The 15,610-nt window shown below is 63.8% G+C and carries 15 protein-coding genes and 1 tRNA gene; 5 read left to right on the top strand and 11 right to left on the bottom strand.

The genetic code is table 11. The features are described from left to right. Positions 1–61 precede the first annotated feature (61 nt). From ybeY to B5J99_RS04140, 10 genes are all read right to left on the bottom strand, one after another. The gene (gene ybeY / locus B5J99_RS04095; RefSeq protein WP_117351567.1) at positions 62–556 is read right to left on the bottom strand and encodes an rRNA maturation RNase YbeY; all 495 of its coding nucleotides are present in this window, start codon (positions 554–556) and stop codon (positions 62–64) included. 129 nt (positions 557–685) lie between these two features. Next, the gene (locus B5J99_RS04100; RefSeq protein ID WP_231684023.1) at positions 686–1,795 is read right to left on the bottom strand and encodes a PhoH family protein; all 1,110 of its coding nucleotides are present in this window, start codon (positions 1,793–1,795) and stop codon (positions 686–688) included. Further along, complete coding sequence (miaB, locus tag B5J99_RS04105) at positions 1,795–3,084, bottom strand: tRNA (N6-isopentenyl adenosine(37)-C2)-methylthiotransferase MiaB (RefSeq protein ID WP_245991859.1); 1,290 nt, start codon at positions 3,082–3,084, stop codon at positions 1,795–1,797. The genes B5J99_RS04100 and miaB overlap by 1 nt, the downstream gene beginning before the upstream one ends. Before the next feature lie 107 nt (positions 3,085–3,191). Next, positions 3,192–4,031 (bottom strand): lysophospholipid acyltransferase family protein, encoded by an 840-nt coding sequence (locus tag B5J99_RS04110; RefSeq protein ID WP_054135690.1) that lies wholly within the window; start codon positions 4,029–4,031, stop codon positions 3,192–3,194. 6 nt (positions 4,032–4,037) lie between these two features. Beyond that, on the bottom strand, positions 4,038–4,460 hold the full coding sequence (locus tag B5J99_RS04115; RefSeq protein ID WP_054135691.1) for a Fur family transcriptional regulator: 423 nt from the start codon (positions 4,458–4,460) through the stop codon (positions 4,038–4,040). A 157-nt stretch (positions 4,461–4,617) separates the two neighbouring features. After that, on the bottom strand, positions 4,618–5,046 hold the full coding sequence (locus B5J99_RS04120) for a Ros/MucR family transcriptional regulator (protein WP_054135692.1): 429 nt from the start codon (positions 5,044–5,046) through the stop codon (positions 4,618–4,620). A gap of 170 nt (positions 5,047–5,216) precedes the next feature. Then, complete coding sequence (locus B5J99_RS04125) at positions 5,217–5,738, bottom strand: GNAT family N-acetyltransferase (RefSeq protein ID WP_245991736.1); 522 nt, start codon at positions 5,736–5,738, stop codon at positions 5,217–5,219. A gap of 5 nt (positions 5,739–5,743) precedes the next feature. Then, entirely contained in the window at positions 5,744–6,406 is a 663-nt protein-coding gene (gene tsaB, locus B5J99_RS04130) for a tRNA (adenosine(37)-N6)-threonylcarbamoyltransferase complex dimerization subunit type 1 TsaB (protein ID WP_117351571.1), read from the bottom strand. Between the two features lie 12 nt (positions 6,407–6,418). Further along, the gene (locus tag B5J99_RS04135) at positions 6,419–7,018 is read right to left on the bottom strand and encodes a malonic semialdehyde reductase (RefSeq protein ID WP_054135694.1); all 600 of its coding nucleotides are present in this window, start codon (positions 7,016–7,018) and stop codon (positions 6,419–6,421) included. Positions 7,019–7,072: 54 nt separating this feature from the next. Continuing rightward, entirely contained in the window at positions 7,073–7,648 is a 576-nt protein-coding gene (locus B5J99_RS04140; protein WP_054135695.1) for a NifU family protein, read from the bottom strand. 149 nt (positions 7,649–7,797) lie between these two features. On the opposite strand from B5J99_RS04140, the gene B5J99_RS04145 reads away from it, so the two are divergent. Beyond that, a complete protein-coding gene (locus B5J99_RS04145) occupies positions 7,798–10,728 on the top strand; it encodes a M16 family metallopeptidase (protein WP_117351572.1) in 2,931 nt (976 codons plus the stop codon). Between the two features lie 101 nt (positions 10,729–10,829). Here B5J99_RS04145 and B5J99_RS04150 read toward each other — a convergent pair whose 3' ends face one another. Beyond that, the gene (locus tag B5J99_RS04150) at positions 10,830–11,021 is read right to left on the bottom strand and encodes a hypothetical protein (protein ID WP_117351574.1); all 192 of its coding nucleotides are present in this window, start codon (positions 11,019–11,021) and stop codon (positions 10,830–10,832) included. A 146-nt stretch (positions 11,022–11,167) separates the two neighbouring features. Between B5J99_RS04150 and B5J99_RS04155 the strand changes: the two genes are divergently transcribed. The 4 genes from B5J99_RS04155 to clpX all read left to right on the top strand — a co-directional run bounded on the left by B5J99_RS04155 (position 11,168) and on the right by clpX (position 15,277). Further along, positions 11,168–11,252 (top strand) — tRNA-Leu (locus B5J99_RS04155). A gap of 67 nt (positions 11,253–11,319) precedes the next feature. Further along, the gene (gene tig / locus B5J99_RS04160; RefSeq protein ID WP_117351576.1) at positions 11,320–12,918 is read left to right on the top strand and encodes a trigger factor; all 1,599 of its coding nucleotides are present in this window, start codon (positions 11,320–11,322) and stop codon (positions 12,916–12,918) included. Between the two features lie 292 nt (positions 12,919–13,210). Beyond that, on the top strand, positions 13,211–13,837 hold the full coding sequence (clpP, locus tag B5J99_RS04165) for an ATP-dependent Clp endopeptidase proteolytic subunit ClpP (RefSeq protein WP_054135699.1): 627 nt from the start codon (positions 13,211–13,213) through the stop codon (positions 13,835–13,837). Between the two features lie 165 nt (positions 13,838–14,002). Then, positions 14,003–15,277, top strand: coding sequence for an ATP-dependent Clp protease ATP-binding subunit ClpX (clpX, locus tag B5J99_RS04170; protein ID WP_017671687.1), 1,275 nt, complete (start codon positions 14,003–14,005; stop codon positions 15,275–15,277). Positions 15,278–15,610: the final 333 nt, after the last annotated feature.

Genomic DNA, 15,610 nt, shown 5'->3' on the forward strand with positions numbered 1-15,610 from the left:
CTGGCTGTATCTTAACCCCGCTCTTGGTTGTTTTGGGAAAGCGCCACGCAATTACGCTGCGTCAATATGGATTGTCCAACCCCAGATTGGCAAGGGCTTTCACTTCCAGCTCCTCCATATGCACCGCATCGGCTTCCTCGATATGGTCATAGCCCACCAGATGCAGCGCGCCATGCGCGATCAGATGGGTGGCGTGTGCCGCGACCGTGATGCCCTTCTCCGCAGCCTCGCTGGCGCAGGTCTGGAAGGCGAGCATGATGTCGCCGAGCAGGACCTCGCCATCGTCGGTGTTGGCCAGCGCCCCCAGCATATCGGGTTCCAGCATCGGGAAGGACAGCACGTTGGTCGGCTTGTCCTTGCCGCGATAGTCGCGGTTGAGCGCGTGGACCTCATCATCGGTTCCGAAATGCACGCTCACCGAGACGGTGAACCGCGCATCGGCGAGGCTGCCATAGGGGCTGACCGCGAGGGCTGCGGCAACGGCGCGGGTGGCCAGCGCCTCCCAGTCGGTGTCCGACGGCCACAGCGGATCGGTGGAGGTTTCGGTTTCGATCATGGAATCAAGCCCGTCCCGTCATTCCCGCAAACGCGGGAATCCCGCTTTGTCGGGACGGTAGCGCAAAACCGGGACCCCCGCGTACGCGGGGGTGACGGGCTAGATGATGGGGACCGCGTGATGCGAGCCTCACGCATCCTTGCCCTCATAGGCCTCCACGATGCGGCCGACGATCGGGTGACGGACCACGTCGGCGGCGGTGAAGCGCACCGTGCCGATGCCCTGCACGCCCTCGAGCCGGCTCACCGCATCGGCAAGGCCAGACGCGCCGACGCCGCCGGGAAGATCGACCTGCTTGGGGTCGCCGCAGATCACCATCCGGCTGTTCATGCCGAAACGGGTCAGGAACATCTTCATCTGCGCAGGGGTGGTGTTCTGCGCCTCGTCAAGGATGATGAAGCTGTCAGCCAGCGTGCGGCCGCGCATGAACGCCAGCGGGGCGATCTCGATCTCGCCGCTGGCGATCCGCCGCTCGACCTGTTCGGCAGGCAGCGTGTCGTAGAGCGCGTCGTAGAGCGGGCGAAGGTACGGATCGACCTTCTCCTTCATGTCGCCGGGCAGGAAGCCCAGCCGCTCGCCCGCCTCGACCGCGGGGCGCGACAGGATCAGCCGGTTGACGCTGCCGGTGATCAGCTGGCTGACCGCCTGCGCCACCGCCAGATAGGTCTTGCCGGTGCCCGCCGGGCCCAATGCGAAGATGATGTCGTCGCGTACCAAGGATTTCATGTACTCGGTCTGCGTCGCCGAACGCGGCACGATGGTCTTCTTGCGCGTGCGGATCATGATGCCGGGCGGTTCTGCCACCTCGGAGCGCACGATGCCTTCCAGCGTCGGCTCAGCCGACATGCTGATCAGCGCCTCGACCGCGCCTTCATCGATATCCAAACCTTGCTCGATCCTTTTGTGCAGACCCACCAGCACGTCGCGCGCGCGGGCCGCGCTTTCGGCCTCGCCCTCGATCTGGATGCGGTTGCCGCGCGCCGCGATATACACGCCAAGCCGGTTTTCGATCGCGACGAGGTTCTTGTCGAACTGGCCGAACAGCGGCCCAAGCAGGGTCGGCTCGTCGAATTCCACCCCGATCCGCGCCTTGTTGGCGGGTTCGGGCCGGTTGAACGGGAAATCGGTGCCATAGACCGGGGAGAGCCTGGCGCTCTGCGGTTCGGGCTTGCCGCGAAACTTGCCGCCATCGCCGCCGCGCCGGTCGCCGCCGCTGCTGCCGCCCTGCTTGCGCGCCATCAGGCGGTCACCAGCGCAAGGGCCTGGCCCTCGAGGCTGTTGGGCCCGGCGGAGACAAGTTCGACATCGATCAGATCGCCGATCCCGGCGCCAGGCGCCACGACATGCACCGATTGCAGCCAGGGCGACTTGCCGACCAGCTGACCCGGCTTGCGGCCCTCGCGTTCGAGCAGCACGCGCGTGCGCTGGCCGACGGTGGTCTGGTTGAAGGCCTGTTGCTGCTCGCCCAGCAATGACTGCAGGCGCTGCAACCGCTCGTCCATGATCTCGGGGCTGATCTGATCCTCCATGTCGGCAGCGGGCGTGCCGGGGCGCGATGAATATTTGAAGCTGTAGGCCTGCGCGTAATTGGCGGCGCGCACGATATCGAGCGTCGCCTGGAAGTCCGCCTCGGTCTCGCCGGGGAAGCCGACGATAAAGTCACCCGAAAGCGCGATATCGGGCCGTGCGGCCCGCACCTTGTCGATGATCGCCAGATAGCTCGCCGCATTGTGGCTGCGGTTCATCGCCTTGAGTATGCGATCCGAGCCCGACTGCACCGGCAGATGCAGATAGGGCATCAGCTTGTCGATATCGCGATGCGCGGCGATCAGGCCGTCGGTCATGTCGTTGGGATGGCTGGTGGTGTAGCGGATCCGCTCCAGCCCGGGCATCGCGGCCAGCACCTCGATCAGCCCTTCGAGCCCCTGGCTGCGACCGCTGGCATCATCGCCCGTCCAGGCGTTGACGTTCTGGCCGAGCAGGGTGATTTCCTTCACCCCGCCATCGACCAGCGCCTTGGCCTCCTCGACCAGATCGGCGAACGGGCGGCTAATTTCGGCACCGCGGGTATAGGGCACCACGCAATAGGTGCAGAACTTGTCGCAGCCTTCCTGCACGGTGAGGAAGGCGGAAGGGCGCGGCTGGCGGGCGCGTCCGGGCAGCGCACCGAATTTGGTGACCGCAGGCATGTCGGTGTCGACCGCCGTTTTCCGGGTACTGCGCGCCTGCTCGATCAATTGCGGCAGGCGGTGATAGGCCTGCGGCCCCACGACGATGTCGACGGTCGGTGCGCGCCGGGCGATTTCCTCGCCCTCGGCCTGCGCCACACAGCCTGCGACCGCGATCATCGGCTTGGAACCGTCTTCGCGCTTCAACCTACCGATATCCGAATAGACCCGCGCCACTGCCTTCTCGCGGATGTGGCAGGTGTTGAGGATCACCAGATCGGCATCCTCGCGCTGGTCTGCGGCCTGCATCCCCTGCGCGCTAAGCATCTCGCTCATCCGCTCGCCGTCATAGACGTTCATCTGGCAGCCGAACGAGGTGACGAAATAGCGGCGGGGTCCGCCTTCCGGATCAGGCACGGAAGACGGGGGCACAAGTGTATCGGTGGATTGGCTCATGGATACAGCCGCTATACAGCCGGAATGCGGCCCAAGGAAGCAGAAAGCGCCGACTCGATGCGCACCCGCGCCTCGGCTGCGATCGCCTTGCGCCCGGGGAAATCGGCGGGGCTGAACGGCTCCAGGAAATGCAGCGTGACCTCGAAGCTGCCCTTGCGGGTGAACAGCCGCAGCGCGTTGTTGGGCGCGGTCTCTTCCCCCACCCAGGCGATGTCATGCGCCGACGCGCCGTAATCGAGGTACATCGGCTGAACCATCACGCCCGGCGGCGGCGGATCGAGCACCTGCAGCAGCGGCGACTTGAACGGCAGCAGGCTGCTGCCATCGGTGGTGGTGCCTTCGGGGAAGATCGTGATCGCCCAGGTCTCGCTCAGCGCATCGCGCAGTTCGTTGATCTGCCCGGCAATCCCCATGCGGTTGCTGCGCGAGACAAACACGGTGTCGTTGAGCTTGCACAGCCAGCCGACCACCGGCCAGCTCTTGATGCCGTCCTGCGCCACGAAAGCGCTGCCGTTGCGTCCGGCGATGACCGGGATGTCGAGCCAGCTCAGATGGTTGGCGATGTAGAACACATCGCGCTTGAGCGGTGTCCCGACGATCTTCACCCGCGCGCCGCAGGCACGGCCGACGGTGCGCAGGAACAATTTGGGCCAGGGATTGGAGAGCCTCAGCGTGCGCCAGATGTAATAGAGCGGAACCATCACCACCAGCGCCACCACGATCAGCCCTGCCCTCAGCGCCAGCCGCACCCGGCCGATCGGCCCGGGATCACGCCAGTGCAGATGCGCCATGTCGGGCGTATCGGGATACAGCGGCGGCGGAGGCGCGGGGGCCGCAAGAGCCTCGCTCATGTGCGGTCAGTCTTTGCGGTCGATCGAGACGCCGTACAGTTCCATCCGGTGATCAACCAGCCGATAGCCCAGCTTTTCGGCGATCAGTTTCTGCAGCGCTTCGAGCTCGGGATCGACGAATTCGATCACCTTGCCGGTCTCGACATCGATCAGATGGTCGTGATGCGCCTCGGGCGCGGCTTCGTAACGCGCACGGCCGTCGCCGAAATCGTGGCGGTCGAGGATGCCCGCCTCTTCGAACAGCCGCACCGTGCGATAGACGGTAGCGATCGAGATGCGCGGGTCGATGGCGGAGGCGCGTTCGTGCAACCGCTCGACATCGGGATGATCATCGGCTTCGGACAGGACGCGGGCGATCACGCGCCGCTGATCCGTGATCCGCAGGCCGCGATCGGCGCACAGCGCCTCCAGGTCGATTTTCTGGCGCATGCTGCCCCTTTGACTGCCGTTGATGGTCCAAACCAGACCTGCTGCGCACAAAGGCAGCACCGTGACTGGCCGACGCGGACGATACCGCGCCTGCCAGCCAATTTATCGTGCATCGTAGCAATTGCAACCGCCAGCGGTGGCGGCGCGGCGCGAGCGGTTATTTTACCGGACGCTTGCCCGGCTTGCGGCCCAGACCAATCTTCTTGGCCAGTTCGCGGCGGGTGGCGGCGTAATTCGGTGCGACCATCGGGTAATCGGCGGGCAGGTTCCAGCGCGCGCGATATTCGTCCGGGGTCATGTTGTAATGGGTCATCAGATGGCGCTTGAGCATCTTGAGCTTTTTGCCGTCTTCCAGGCACACGATATAGTCGGGCTTGATCGAGGCGCGCACCGATACCGCAGGTTCGGGACGCTCGACTTCGGCCACCACTTCAGACGGCGACAGGCCATTGAGCGCACGGTGGACGTTTTCGATAAGGGTAGGAATGTCTGACACGGCAACGCTGTTGTTGCTGACATGTGCAGCCACAATGTCTGCTGTAAGCGTGATCAGCGTTTCGTGCATTTCAAATTCGGTGTCCGCCATAATGAATGATCCCGTTTCTATATTTTGATTAACGACCCTTAATCCGACACTATGTCCGGACGGGCGCGGTATGCAAGAACAGACTGCTGGCGTCAATGTCATTGTTGCCAGTCAGCGCCACTCGATTGGCAAATGTAACATGATAAGGAACCGATAATTTGCGCAACTACTTATAGTGTCAGGGCAAGTGTCAGTGCATCATAAAGCTTAGAATCGGCGCCCTTATAGTAATTCTTGCGCAGACCGACCTGAGTGAAACCAAATTTATGGTAAAGATGACTGGCAGGATTGTTGCTTCGCATCTCGAGAAAAATCCGGCCAACGCCTGCATCTTTCGCATTTTCAATCACTTGGGTGAGAAGCGAAGAACCAGCCCCAAATTGACGCCATTCTGGTATCACCGCAATCAGCAAAAGTTCTTCCTCGTCCCCGATGCGACGCGACATCGAAAAACCGATCGGCTCACCGGGCTGTGCTTCGGGCGGGCGCGGAAGAATTTCAGCGACGATCGTGTGCGTCAGCGGCATCGCCAGCATCGAGCGGGTCTGGCTGTGGTTCCATGCCTCGCCATAGACCGGATCGAACGCCGCCTGCATGACCTGCATGATCGGCCCGACCGCGTCGTCGGCCGCGAGGCCGGAAATCAGCTGATACGGCGGCGGATCAGCATATGGGCTGCGGGCCCCGGTCATCACGCTCAAACCGGTGCGACTGCGGGGGCGGACGGCTGGACCGCCATCGGCTTGGCGTCCGCGCCGCGTCCATAGACCGGATCGGCCGCCAGCGTGCGCGCGTCGGGCGCGAGCAGCAGCGCGGACCGTGCATCGGGCAGCATCGGCTGCGCCGTGCCGAAACCGCGCGCGGCGACCAGCGCGTGCGCCATCGATCCTGCGACATGCATGCGGGTGCATGCAGCCGCCGCAGCCTCCGGCCTCAGCGAGGCCAGCGCGCCGGTCGCGACACCCCGGGCATCGAAGCCCTGGACGAAATATTCCCCATGCCCGCCGGTCATCGCCACATCGACCCCTGCGCCATCGGCGGCTTCTGCCAGCGCCATCGCGGCGACCAGAGACAGCGTGGAATAGCCGCTGACGGGCACCTTCCACGCGAGGCCCAGCGCGCGCGCGGCGGCGAGCCCGACCCTTACACCGGTAAAGCTACCCGGCCCGCAGTTGACCAGAACCGCTGCGGCGCGGCCCTTGCCCGGCAGCCGGGCGATCATCGGCACCAGCCTTTCGGCATGGCCGCGGCCCATCACCGCATGGTCGGAGGCGATCAGCGCTCCGCGGTCGAACAGCGCGACCGAGCATGCCTCGGTGGCTGTGTCGATGACGAGAAGGGTATCGGGTTCGGGTGCCATACCCGATCCGCGCTAGCCGATTGTGTTGAAGCGGTCAAAACCGGGGCGCGGGCTGCGGTCGAAAATCGTCGACGGATCGCCATAGCCAAGCGTCGAGATGAAGTTCGACTTCACATTGGGTTGATCGGCAAAGAACGCGGCATCGACTGCGGCATTGTCGAAACCCGACATCGGACCGGTGTCGAGCCCCAGCGCGCGCGCTGCCATGATGAAATAGGCACCCTGCAGCGACGAGTTGCGCAGCGCGGAGTCGCGGCGGAACTGCTCCTTGCCCTCGCCGATGAACCAGCTCCGCGCATCGGTGTGCGGGAAAAGCTCGGGCAGCAGTTCGTAAAATTCGAGGTCCATGCCGATGATCACTGAGACCGGCGCTGCCAGGATCTTGGTGGCGTTCGCCTCCATGCAGCACGCCGCGAGCTTGCGCTTGGCCTCGTCCGACACGCACCACACCAGCCGCGAAGGCAGCATGTTGGCCGATGTCGGCCCCATCTTCATCAGGTCCCAGATGGCATGCAGTTGCTCGGTCGAAACGCTCTGGTCGGTATAGCCGTTATAGGTCCGCGCGGTGCGGAAAAGCTGGTCGAGCGCGCTGTCGTCGAGCGGTGCAGTCATGAAATCCGGGATCCTTGTTGCAGGCGTTGGGGGAGGATGATCGGCAGATGCGCGTCAGGCGGCGCGGACCTCGATCACCTCGGGCACATAATGCTTGAGCAGCGATTCGATGCCGTGCTTGAGCGTCGCGCTGGACGACGGGCAGCCCGAACAGGCGCCCTGCATCTGCAGATAGACCACGCCCTTGTCGAACCCGCGATAAAGGATGTCGCCGCCATCATTGGCGACTGCGGGGCGGACGCGCGTCTCGATCAGTTCCTTGATCTGAGCTACGATATCCTCGTCCTCGGGGTTGCTCGGCCAGTCGGCATCTTCTGCCGGAACCGCGATCCCGGCTGCGGTCGCTGCGCGGAACAGCGGCATGTCGGCGGAGAAATGGTCGAGCAGCACCGAAAGCACATCGCCCTTGAGCGCGGACCAGTCGGTCCCCGGCCCTGCGGTGACTGAAATGAAGTTGTGGCCGAAGAACACGCCGGACACATCGCCGAGGCCAAACAGCGCCTCTGCCAATGGCGAGGCCACGGCCTCTTCGGGCGAGGCGAAATCGCGGGTTCCCATGTCCATGACCTTGCGGCCCGGAAGGAACTTGAGCGTGGCGGGGTTCGGGGTGGTTTCGGTTTCTATCAGCATGCCACGGTATCTGGGGCAGCGGCCCGCGCTTCGCAAGGCAGTTTTTCTTTCAGCCGCCCAGCCCCGGCGCCGCATTCGGCCCGGATTGCGAAGACCTTCTGCCGCATATTCACTGGCCAGTCAGAATTGCGCTGCCTATACATTGCCGCATGACCTTTCCCCTGATGCGCCCTGCGCGCGTGGCCGCTGCGCTGGCGGCGCTTTCCCTGGTGCTTTCCGCGCCTTTAGTGGCCCAGCTGCCGGGCGAGCCCGTGGCCAGCGGCACCGACGAAAATGGCAAGCCGCTGCGGCCGCCCAATCTGGAACCCGGTGAAAAGACGCCCTGGCTTTACCGCGGCAGCAACGTGCCGGTCGACAAGGAATGGACCTTTGGCGAGCTCAGCAACGGCGTGCGCTATGCGGTCAGGCGCAACGGGGTTCCGCCGGGCCAGGTTTCCATCCGCGTCCGGATCGATGCCGGATCGATGATGGAGACCGATGCCGAGCAGGGCTTTGCCCATCTGCTCGAGCATCTGACCTTCCGCGGGTCCAAATATGTTCCTGATGGCGAGGCGATTCGCATCTGGCAGCGGCTGGGCGCAAGCTTCGGCAGCGACAGCAACGCCGAGACCACGCCCACCCACACCGTCTACAAGCTCGACCTGCCCGCCGCGACGCCCGCCGGGCTGGACGAGAGCATGAAGATCCTCTCGGGCATGATCCGCGAGCCCGGGCTGACTGCAGAGGCAGTGACCGCCGAGGTGCCGGTGGTGATGGCCGAGCTGCGCGAGCGTTCGGGCGCGCAGGTGCGCGTCGGCGATGCCACGCGCCAATTGTTCTTTGCCGGGCAGAAGCTTGCCGAACGCTCGCCGATCGGCAAGCCCGAGACACTGAACGCGGCGACATCGCCGGCGGTGCGCGCCTTCCACGAACGCTGGTACCGGCCCGAGAACACGGTCATCGTGATCGCAGGCGATGTCGAGCCCGCAACGCTCGAAGCGCTGATCAAGACGCATTACGGCGACTGGAAGGTCAAGGGCAAGCAGGCCCCCTACCCCGGCTTCGGCGCGCCGGACCCGGCAAAGCCCGTGGCGCGCGCCATGGTCGAGCCGGGCTTTCCCTATCTGGTGAGCATGGGAATCCTGCGGCCGTGGAAGCCGGTCAACGACACCATCGCCTATAACCAGCAACTGCTGATCGACCTGGTCGCGACCCAGCTGATCAACCGGCGGCTGGAAGGCCGCGCGCGGGGCGGCGGCAGCTTCCTGCAGGCGCAGGTGAACGCCGAGGACGTCAGCCGCTCGGTCGACGGCACGTTCGTCTCGATCGTGCCGATCGGCGATGACTGGCAGGCTGCGCTTGCCGATGTGCGCGGCGTGCTGGCCGACGCCACCACCACCGCCCCCACGCCCGAAGAGATCGCCCGCGAAATGGCCGAGTTCGACGCCGCGCTCGCGGTGCGCGTCGAAAGCGCAGAGACCGAGGCCGGATCCAAGCAGGCCGACGACATCATTGGCGCGGTCGATATCCGCGAGACCATCGCCGCACCGCAGACCGCGCTCGACGTGTTCCGCGGGATGACCGCGATGTACACCCCCGAGCGGCTGCTCGAGGCGACCCAGCGGCTGTTCAGCGGAGTTACCACGCGTGCGATCCTGATCTCGCCCCAGGCCGTGCCCGAAGCCGAAAAGCTGCTCAACACCGCGCTCACCCGCGACGTGACCGCCGATGCCAGCGCCAGGCTGGCGGCCGCAGCGGTGACCTTCGATGATCTGCCCGACCTCGGCGCGCCGGGGAAGGTGACCCAAGTCACCGATCTGAGGATGCTGGGCATTGAGATGGTCGAGCTGTCGAACGGCGTGAAGGCCATCCTCTATCCCAATGATGCCGAAGTCTCCAAGATCATGGTCAAGGTGCGTTTCGGCAACGGCTATCAGGCCTTCCCCGCCGACAAGCCTTCGCTCGCCTGGGCGGGCCAGGCCGCGCTGGTCGCCAGCGGCGTCGGCGAGATCGGGCAGGAAGGGCTCGACCGGCTGACCAACGGCCGCCGCATCGGCTTCGGCTTCGAGATCGAGAACGACGCGTTCGCCTTCTCCGCCGACACCCGCCGCAGCGATCTGGCCGACCAGCTCAAGCTGCTCGCTGCCAAGCTTGCCGCGCCGCGCTGGGACCCCAACCCGGTGCGCCGCGCCAAGGCGGGGACCGAGCTGGCCTATCGCAGCTTCTCGATGTCGCCGCAGACGGTGCTCGAGCGCGATCTGAGCTATCTCACCCGCAACCGCGATCCGCGCTGGAAGGTGCCGAGCCCGCAGGATGCCGCCGCGCTGACCCCCGAGGCGTTCCGCGCCACCTGGGAACCCCTGCTCGCGCAGGGACCGATCGAGGTGATGCTGTTCGGCGATTTCGAAAAGGCCGAGGCACTCGCCGCGCTCGAGAAGACCTTTGGCGCGCTGCCTCCGCGCGCTGCGGTTCCGGTGGTGAGCGGTGCCGATTCGCTTACCTTCCCCGCCCCCACCGCTGAGCCGGTTGTGGTGCGGCATGAAGGCGCGCCCGATCAGGCGGCGGCGTTCCTCGGCTGGCCGACCGGCGGTGGCATCATCGATGTCCAGGAAAGCCGCCAGCTCGAGATCCTGACCGCGATCTTCAACAGCCGCCTATTCGACCAACTGCGCGCGCAGGCGGGCGCCAGCTACGCTCCGCAGGTGCTCAACAACTGGCCGATCGCATTCGACAAGGGCGGTTATGTCGGCGTGATCGGACAGCTTGCGCCCGAAAATGTCGGCAAGTTCTTCGACATCGCCAACTCGATCGCAGCAGACCTTGCCGCCACGCCGGTGAGCGCCGACGAGCTGTCCCGGGCGACCGAACCGCTGCGGCAGCTGGTGTCGCGGGCCAGCACCGGCAACAATTTCTGGCTCAACCAGCTGCAAGGCGCGACCCGCGATCCGCGCCGGATCTCTGCGCTGCGCACGATCCTGCCGGACTACACCGTGACCACGCCCGAAAGGATGCAGGCGCTGGCCGCGAAATATCTGGTCAAGGACAAGGCATGGTCGTTCGTGGTCCTGCCCGAGGAGGCGCCCGCACCCACGGGTCGCTGAGGCCAGACCGAAACCAGACGTCCAGACGCAAGAACGCCCCGGCGGGATGATCCCGCCGGGGCGTTTTGGTGTTCAGGCCCGTGTCGCGGGCAGATTGTCGATCAGGAAAGCTGACCAGGCATTTCGTCGGGGCCGTGGCCCGGCTCGATCACATCGGGCTGGACCGGGTCCATCTCGGGCGGCTCGCGAACTGGATCTTCCATCGGCGGGTCGTTGACGGGCAACTCGCTTGGGGTTTGCGGATCGATGCGGTCAGGCGGGGGAATTGCAGGATCTTCGGGACGTGTAGCCATGATGAGGTTCCTTTCGGTGTCATATCTACGCCTGCCCGGTCACCCGGTTGCGCCATCGTGGCACCTGTCGCCATGAAAACCCCAGATTTGCCCCCCTTGCCCTTTGTGGCAACCTTCTTTAGACGCACGCGCTTGATTACCGCGACGCGGGCGTGGCGAAACTGGTAGACGCGCCAGATTTAGGTTCTGGTATCGAAAGATGTGGGGGTTCAAGTCCCTTCGCCCGCACCATCGTCCTGATGGCCGGGAAAGGGAGCAATCACCCTTTCAAAACATGGAAAGACAAGAGTTTAAGCCGATGCAGATTGTCGAGACGCTGAACGAAGGCCTCAAGCGGGCCTATACCATCACCATCGCTGCCAAGGATCTGGAAGCACGGGTGGATGCAGAAGTGAAAAAGATTGCCCCGCAGGTGCGGATGCCCGGCTTCCGCCCCGGCAAGGTGCCTGCGAATCTGATTCGCAAGATGCATGGCGAGTCGATTCATGCCGATGCGCTGAACTCGACCATCCAGGAAAGCGTCGACAAGGCGATTCGCGAGAACAACCTGCGTCCCGCCATCCAGCCTTCGGTCGATCTGGCCGAGGATTATGCTGCGGGCAAGGACGCTGAAATCAAGCTGTCGCTTGAAGTCTTGCCGCAGGTGCCTGCGCCCTCGATCGATTCGATCACACTCGAGCGGCTGACCGTCGAGCCCGGCGATGCCGCGGTGACCGAAGCGCTGCAGCGCATCGCCGATGGCCAGAAGAGCTACGAGACCGCCGCTAAGAGCTACAAGGCCAAGGACGGCGACCAGGTGATCATCGACTTTGAAGGCAAGGTCGATGGCGTTCCGTTCGAAGGCGGCAAGGGCGAAGGCATGGCCGTCGTCATCGGTTCGGGCCAGCTCATCCCCGGCTTCGAAGACCAGCTCGTCGGCCTCAAGGCCAATGACGAAGCCGTCATCAACGTGACCTTCCCCGCCGAATACGGCGCCAAGGATCTGGCCGGCAAGGCCGCGACCTTCGACATTGTCGTGGGCGAAGTGAAGAAGCCCGGCGACACCAAGCTGGACGACGATTTCGCCAAGTCGCTTGGTCTCGAGAGCCTCGAGCAGCTCACCGGCCTGATCAAGGGCCAGCTTGAGCAGGAACTGGGCGGCCTGACCCGCACCCACATGAAGCGTCGCTTGCTCGACCAGCTCGCCGAAACCCATGATTTCGAAGTCCCGCCCTCGATGGTGGAAGCCGAGTTCGAACAGATCTGGGCGCAGCTGGAACAGGAAGCATCGCAGGAAGAAGACGTCGAGGCCGCGCGCGCCGAGATGGAAAAGGACCGCGAGGAGTATCGCTCGATCGCGGTGCGCCGCGTGCGTCTGGGCCTGCTGCTCTCCGAGATCGGCCAGGCCAATGGCGTGGAAGTCTCGCAGCAGGAAATGAGCATGCTGGTGGCACAGGCCGCGCAGCAGTATCGCCAGGAAGACCGCCAGCGCTTTGCCGAATACATTCAGCAGACGCCGATGGCCGCAGCCCAGCTGCGCGCTCCGCTGTATGAAGACAAGGTCGTCGACTTTCTGTTCGACAAGGCGACGATCACCGAGCGCAAGGTGACTCGCGAGGAACTGGAAGCCGCGATCGAAGCCGAGGAAGACGGCGGTCACGTCCATGGACCTGATTGCGGTCACGACCATGGCCATGACGAAAAGCCCAAGGCCAAGAAGGCTGCTCCGAAGAAGGCGGCCAAGAAGGACGCCGAACCCGCTGCACAGCCCGAAGCTGAAGCTGCTGAAAAGCCCGCGAAAAAGGCGCCTGCCAAAAAGGCTGCTGCAAAGGCTGAAGAGCCTACCGCAGAAGTTGCAGACGCCAAGCCTGCTGCAAAGAAGGCCGCTCCGAAAAAGGCTGCCGCCAAAAAGGCCTGACCATCACGCATTGCCTGACCCTCTCCCTTGATGGGAGAGGGTTGCGCAGACTTGGCAGCTCGCTGCCTAGTCGAAGCTGGGTGAGGGTATCAGCGAAGCTGGCGCTTCCCATCACCCTCATCCAACTGCGCCTAGCCGCGCTTCGCTCGGCAAGGCTTCGTATCCTTCTCCCATCAAGGGAGAAGGCAGGCCTGCTGTCAAATCAGCGCGGCGCCGCCATCGGGGCTTGAACTCTTGGGCAAACAGGCCGATTTAGACGGCTGATATACAAGAGCAGAAAGAAGGCCCGTTTATGTACGATACCGTCCGCGATGCTTTGGTTCCGATTGTCATCGAGCAGTCGAACCGCGGAGAGCGCAGCTTTGACATTTTCTCGCGGCTGCTGCGTGAGCGTATCGTGTTCGTCACCGGCGAGGTCGAGGACAACATGGCCTCGCTGATCGTGGCGCAGCTGCTGTTCCTCGAATCGGAGAATCCCAAGAAGGATATCTCGATGTACATCAACTCGCCCGGTGGCGTGGTCACCGCCGGCATGGCGATCTATGACACCATGCAGTACATCCGCCCTCGCGTGGCGACCGTGTGCATCGGCCAGGCCGCATCAATGGGCAGCTTCCTGCTCGCCGCAGGCGAACCGGGCATGCGCACCGCGCTGTCGAACGCCCGCATCATGGTGCACCAGCCTTCGGGCGGCGCGCGCGGCATGGCATCGGACATCGAGATCCAGGCGCGCGAGATCCTGCGCATTCGCAAGCGCATGAACGACCTTTACGTGCAGTTCACCGGCAAGGACCTTGCGACCATCGAAAAGGCGATGGATCGCGACACCTTCCTGGAAGCGCACGAGGCCAAGGAATTCGGCCTGGTCGATCATGTGATGGAAAAGCGCCCTTCGCCCTCTGAAGATTCAGGGAATTAACAGGTTTTGCATCCTATATCAGGATGCCCCGTTGCCTGTGCTGCTGCAGGTTCAGGCGCGACACCGGTCGGCATGATCGGTGTTGCGTGTTGAATTCTGCGTTTTTGGCATTAGGCTGAAACGTCACGTTCCGGGCACCCAAGCGCCGGAACAGAAGGAAGAGCTATGACCAAGCTGAGCGGTTCCGATTCGAAGAGCACCCTGTACTGCTCTTTCTGCGGAAAATCGCAGCATGAAGTGCGCAAGCTGATTGCCGGGCCCACCGTGTTCATCTGCGATGAGTGCGTCGAGCTGTGCAACGACATCATCCGCGAGGAATCCAAGGCTGGCCTGGCTGGCAAGAAGGATGGCGGCGTACCTACCCCGCAGGAAATCTGCGACGTGCTGAACGATTACGTCATCGGCCAGAACCGCGCCAAGCGGGTGCTGTCGGTCGCGGTGCACAACCACTACAAAAGGCTCAACCACTCGGGCAAGGGCTCGGGCGAGGTTGAACTTGCCAAGTCGAACATCCTGCTCGTCGGCCCCACCGGCTGCGGCAAGACGCTGCTCGCGCAGACGCTGGCCAAGACCTTCGACGTGCCCTTCACCATGGCCGATGCTACCACGCTGACCGAGGCGGGTTATGTCGGCGAGGATGTCGAGAACATCATCCTCAAGCTGCTCCAGGCCTCCGACTACAACGTCGAGAAGGCGCAGCGCGGGATCGTCTATATCGACGAGATCGACAAGATCAGCCGCAAGGCCGAAAACCCCTCGATCACCCGCGATGTCTCTGGCGAAGGTGTGCAGCAGGCTTTGCTCAAGCTGATGGAAGGCACCACCGCCAGCGTTCCGCCGCAGGGCGGGCGCAAGCATCCGCAGCAGGAGTTCCTGCAGGTCGACACCACCAACATCCTGTTCATCTGCGGCGGGGCGTTTGCGGGTCTGGAAAAGATCATCGGTGATCGTCTGCAGGGCAAGTCGATCGGGTTCGGCGCGCATGTCGCCTCGCCCGAGGAACGCAAGACCGGAGAGATGCTCACCAAGACCGAGCCTGAGGATCTGCTCAAGTTCGGCCTGATCCCCGAATTCGTCGGTCGCCTGCCGGTCATCGCGACCCTGGAAGACCTGGATATCACCGCGCTGGTGCAGATCCTGAAGGAGCCCAAGAACGCGCTGATCAAGCAGTATCAGAAGCTGTTCGAGCTCGAGGACGTGGAGCTGAGCTTCACCGAGGACGCGCTCGAGGCGATCGCCAAGAAGGCGATCGAACGCAAGACCGGCGCACGCGGCCTGCGCTCGATCGTCGAGGCGATGCTGCTCGATACCATGTTCGAGCTTCCCGGCATGAAGGGCGTTGCCGAGATCGTGGTCGACAAGGACGTGGTCGAGGGCCGCAAGGACCCGATCCAGGTATTTGCCGCCAAGGACAAGATCGAGGCGGGCGACGCCGCCTGATCGATCGATCGCTGCTTGCCGCAGCGATTCCGGACTGATTGAAAAGGGCGCGGGGGCTGACCTCCGCGCCCTTTTTGCATCGCCGGGCGCGAGTCGAGGCGTTCGCAAGTGCAGCATGCGCGGCCATGTCGCAAACATCGCCATTTTGCCGCGCCGAGGCGTGTCATTTATGCCGCAGTTGCGAACAAAACGTCCTGAAGCGTCAACAAGGGTCCCAAGCCCGATTGGCCTGCAGGGTGCCTGATGTTTATTCAAAGTCCTGATTTATAACGATATATTGTCAGGGAAAAGCGGGCGTCGAGCCACTGTCATATCGTGACTTAAAACTGTCAC

It is taken from the genome of Blastomonas fulva, from assembly GCF_003431825.1.
Taxonomy (GTDB): domain Bacteria; phylum Pseudomonadota; class Alphaproteobacteria; order Sphingomonadales; family Sphingomonadaceae; genus Blastomonas; species Blastomonas fulva.

Bases quoted from the DNA above. Each gene is read 5' to 3' on its own strand.
- ybeY (WP_117351567.1), bottom strand. From the start codon at position 556: ATGATCGAAACCGAAACCTCCACCGATCCGCTGTGGCCGTCGGACACC.
- B5J99_RS04125 (WP_245991736.1), bottom strand. From the start codon at position 5,738: ATGACCGGGGCCCGCAGCCCATATGCTGATCCGCCGCCGTATCAGCTG.
- tsaB (WP_117351571.1), bottom strand. From the start codon at position 6,406: ATGGCACCCGAACCCGATACCCTTCTCGTCATCGACACAGCCACCGAG.
- B5J99_RS04115 (WP_054135691.1), bottom strand. From the start codon at position 4,460: ATGCGCCAGAAAATCGACCTGGAGGCGCTGTGCGCCGATCGCGGCCTG.
- clpP (WP_054135699.1), top strand. From the start codon at position 13,211: ATGTACGATACCGTCCGCGATGCTTTGGTTCCGATTGTCATCGAGCAG.
- B5J99_RS04135 (WP_054135694.1), bottom strand. From the start codon at position 7,018: ATGACTGCACCGCTCGACGACAGCGCGCTCGACCAGCTTTTCCGCACC.
- miaB (WP_245991859.1), bottom strand. From the start codon at position 3,084: ATGAACGTCTATGACGGCGAGCGGATGAGCGAGATGCTTAGCGCGCAG.
- B5J99_RS04145 (WP_117351572.1), top strand. From the start codon at position 7,798: ATGACCTTTCCCCTGATGCGCCCTGCGCGCGTGGCCGCTGCGCTGGCG.
- B5J99_RS04140 (WP_054135695.1), bottom strand. From the start codon at position 7,648: ATGCTGATAGAAACCGAAACCACCCCGAACCCCGCCACGCTCAAGTTC.
- tig (WP_117351576.1), top strand. From the start codon at position 11,320: ATGCAGATTGTCGAGACGCTGAACGAAGGCCTCAAGCGGGCCTATACC.
- B5J99_RS04150 (WP_117351574.1), bottom strand. From the start codon at position 11,021: ATGGCTACACGTCCCGAAGATCCTGCAATTCCCCCGCCTGACCGCATC.
- B5J99_RS04100 (WP_231684023.1), bottom strand. From the start codon at position 1,795: ATGGCGCGCAAGCAGGGCGGCAGCAGCGGCGGCGACCGGCGCGGCGGC.
- B5J99_RS04110 (WP_054135690.1), bottom strand. From the start codon at position 4,031: ATGAGCGAGGCTCTTGCGGCCCCCGCGCCTCCGCCGCCGCTGTATCCC.
- clpX (WP_017671687.1), top strand. From the start codon at position 14,003: ATGACCAAGCTGAGCGGTTCCGATTCGAAGAGCACCCTGTACTGCTCT.
- B5J99_RS04120 (WP_054135692.1), bottom strand. From the start codon at position 5,046: ATGGCGGACACCGAATTTGAAATGCACGAAACGCTGATCACGCTTACA.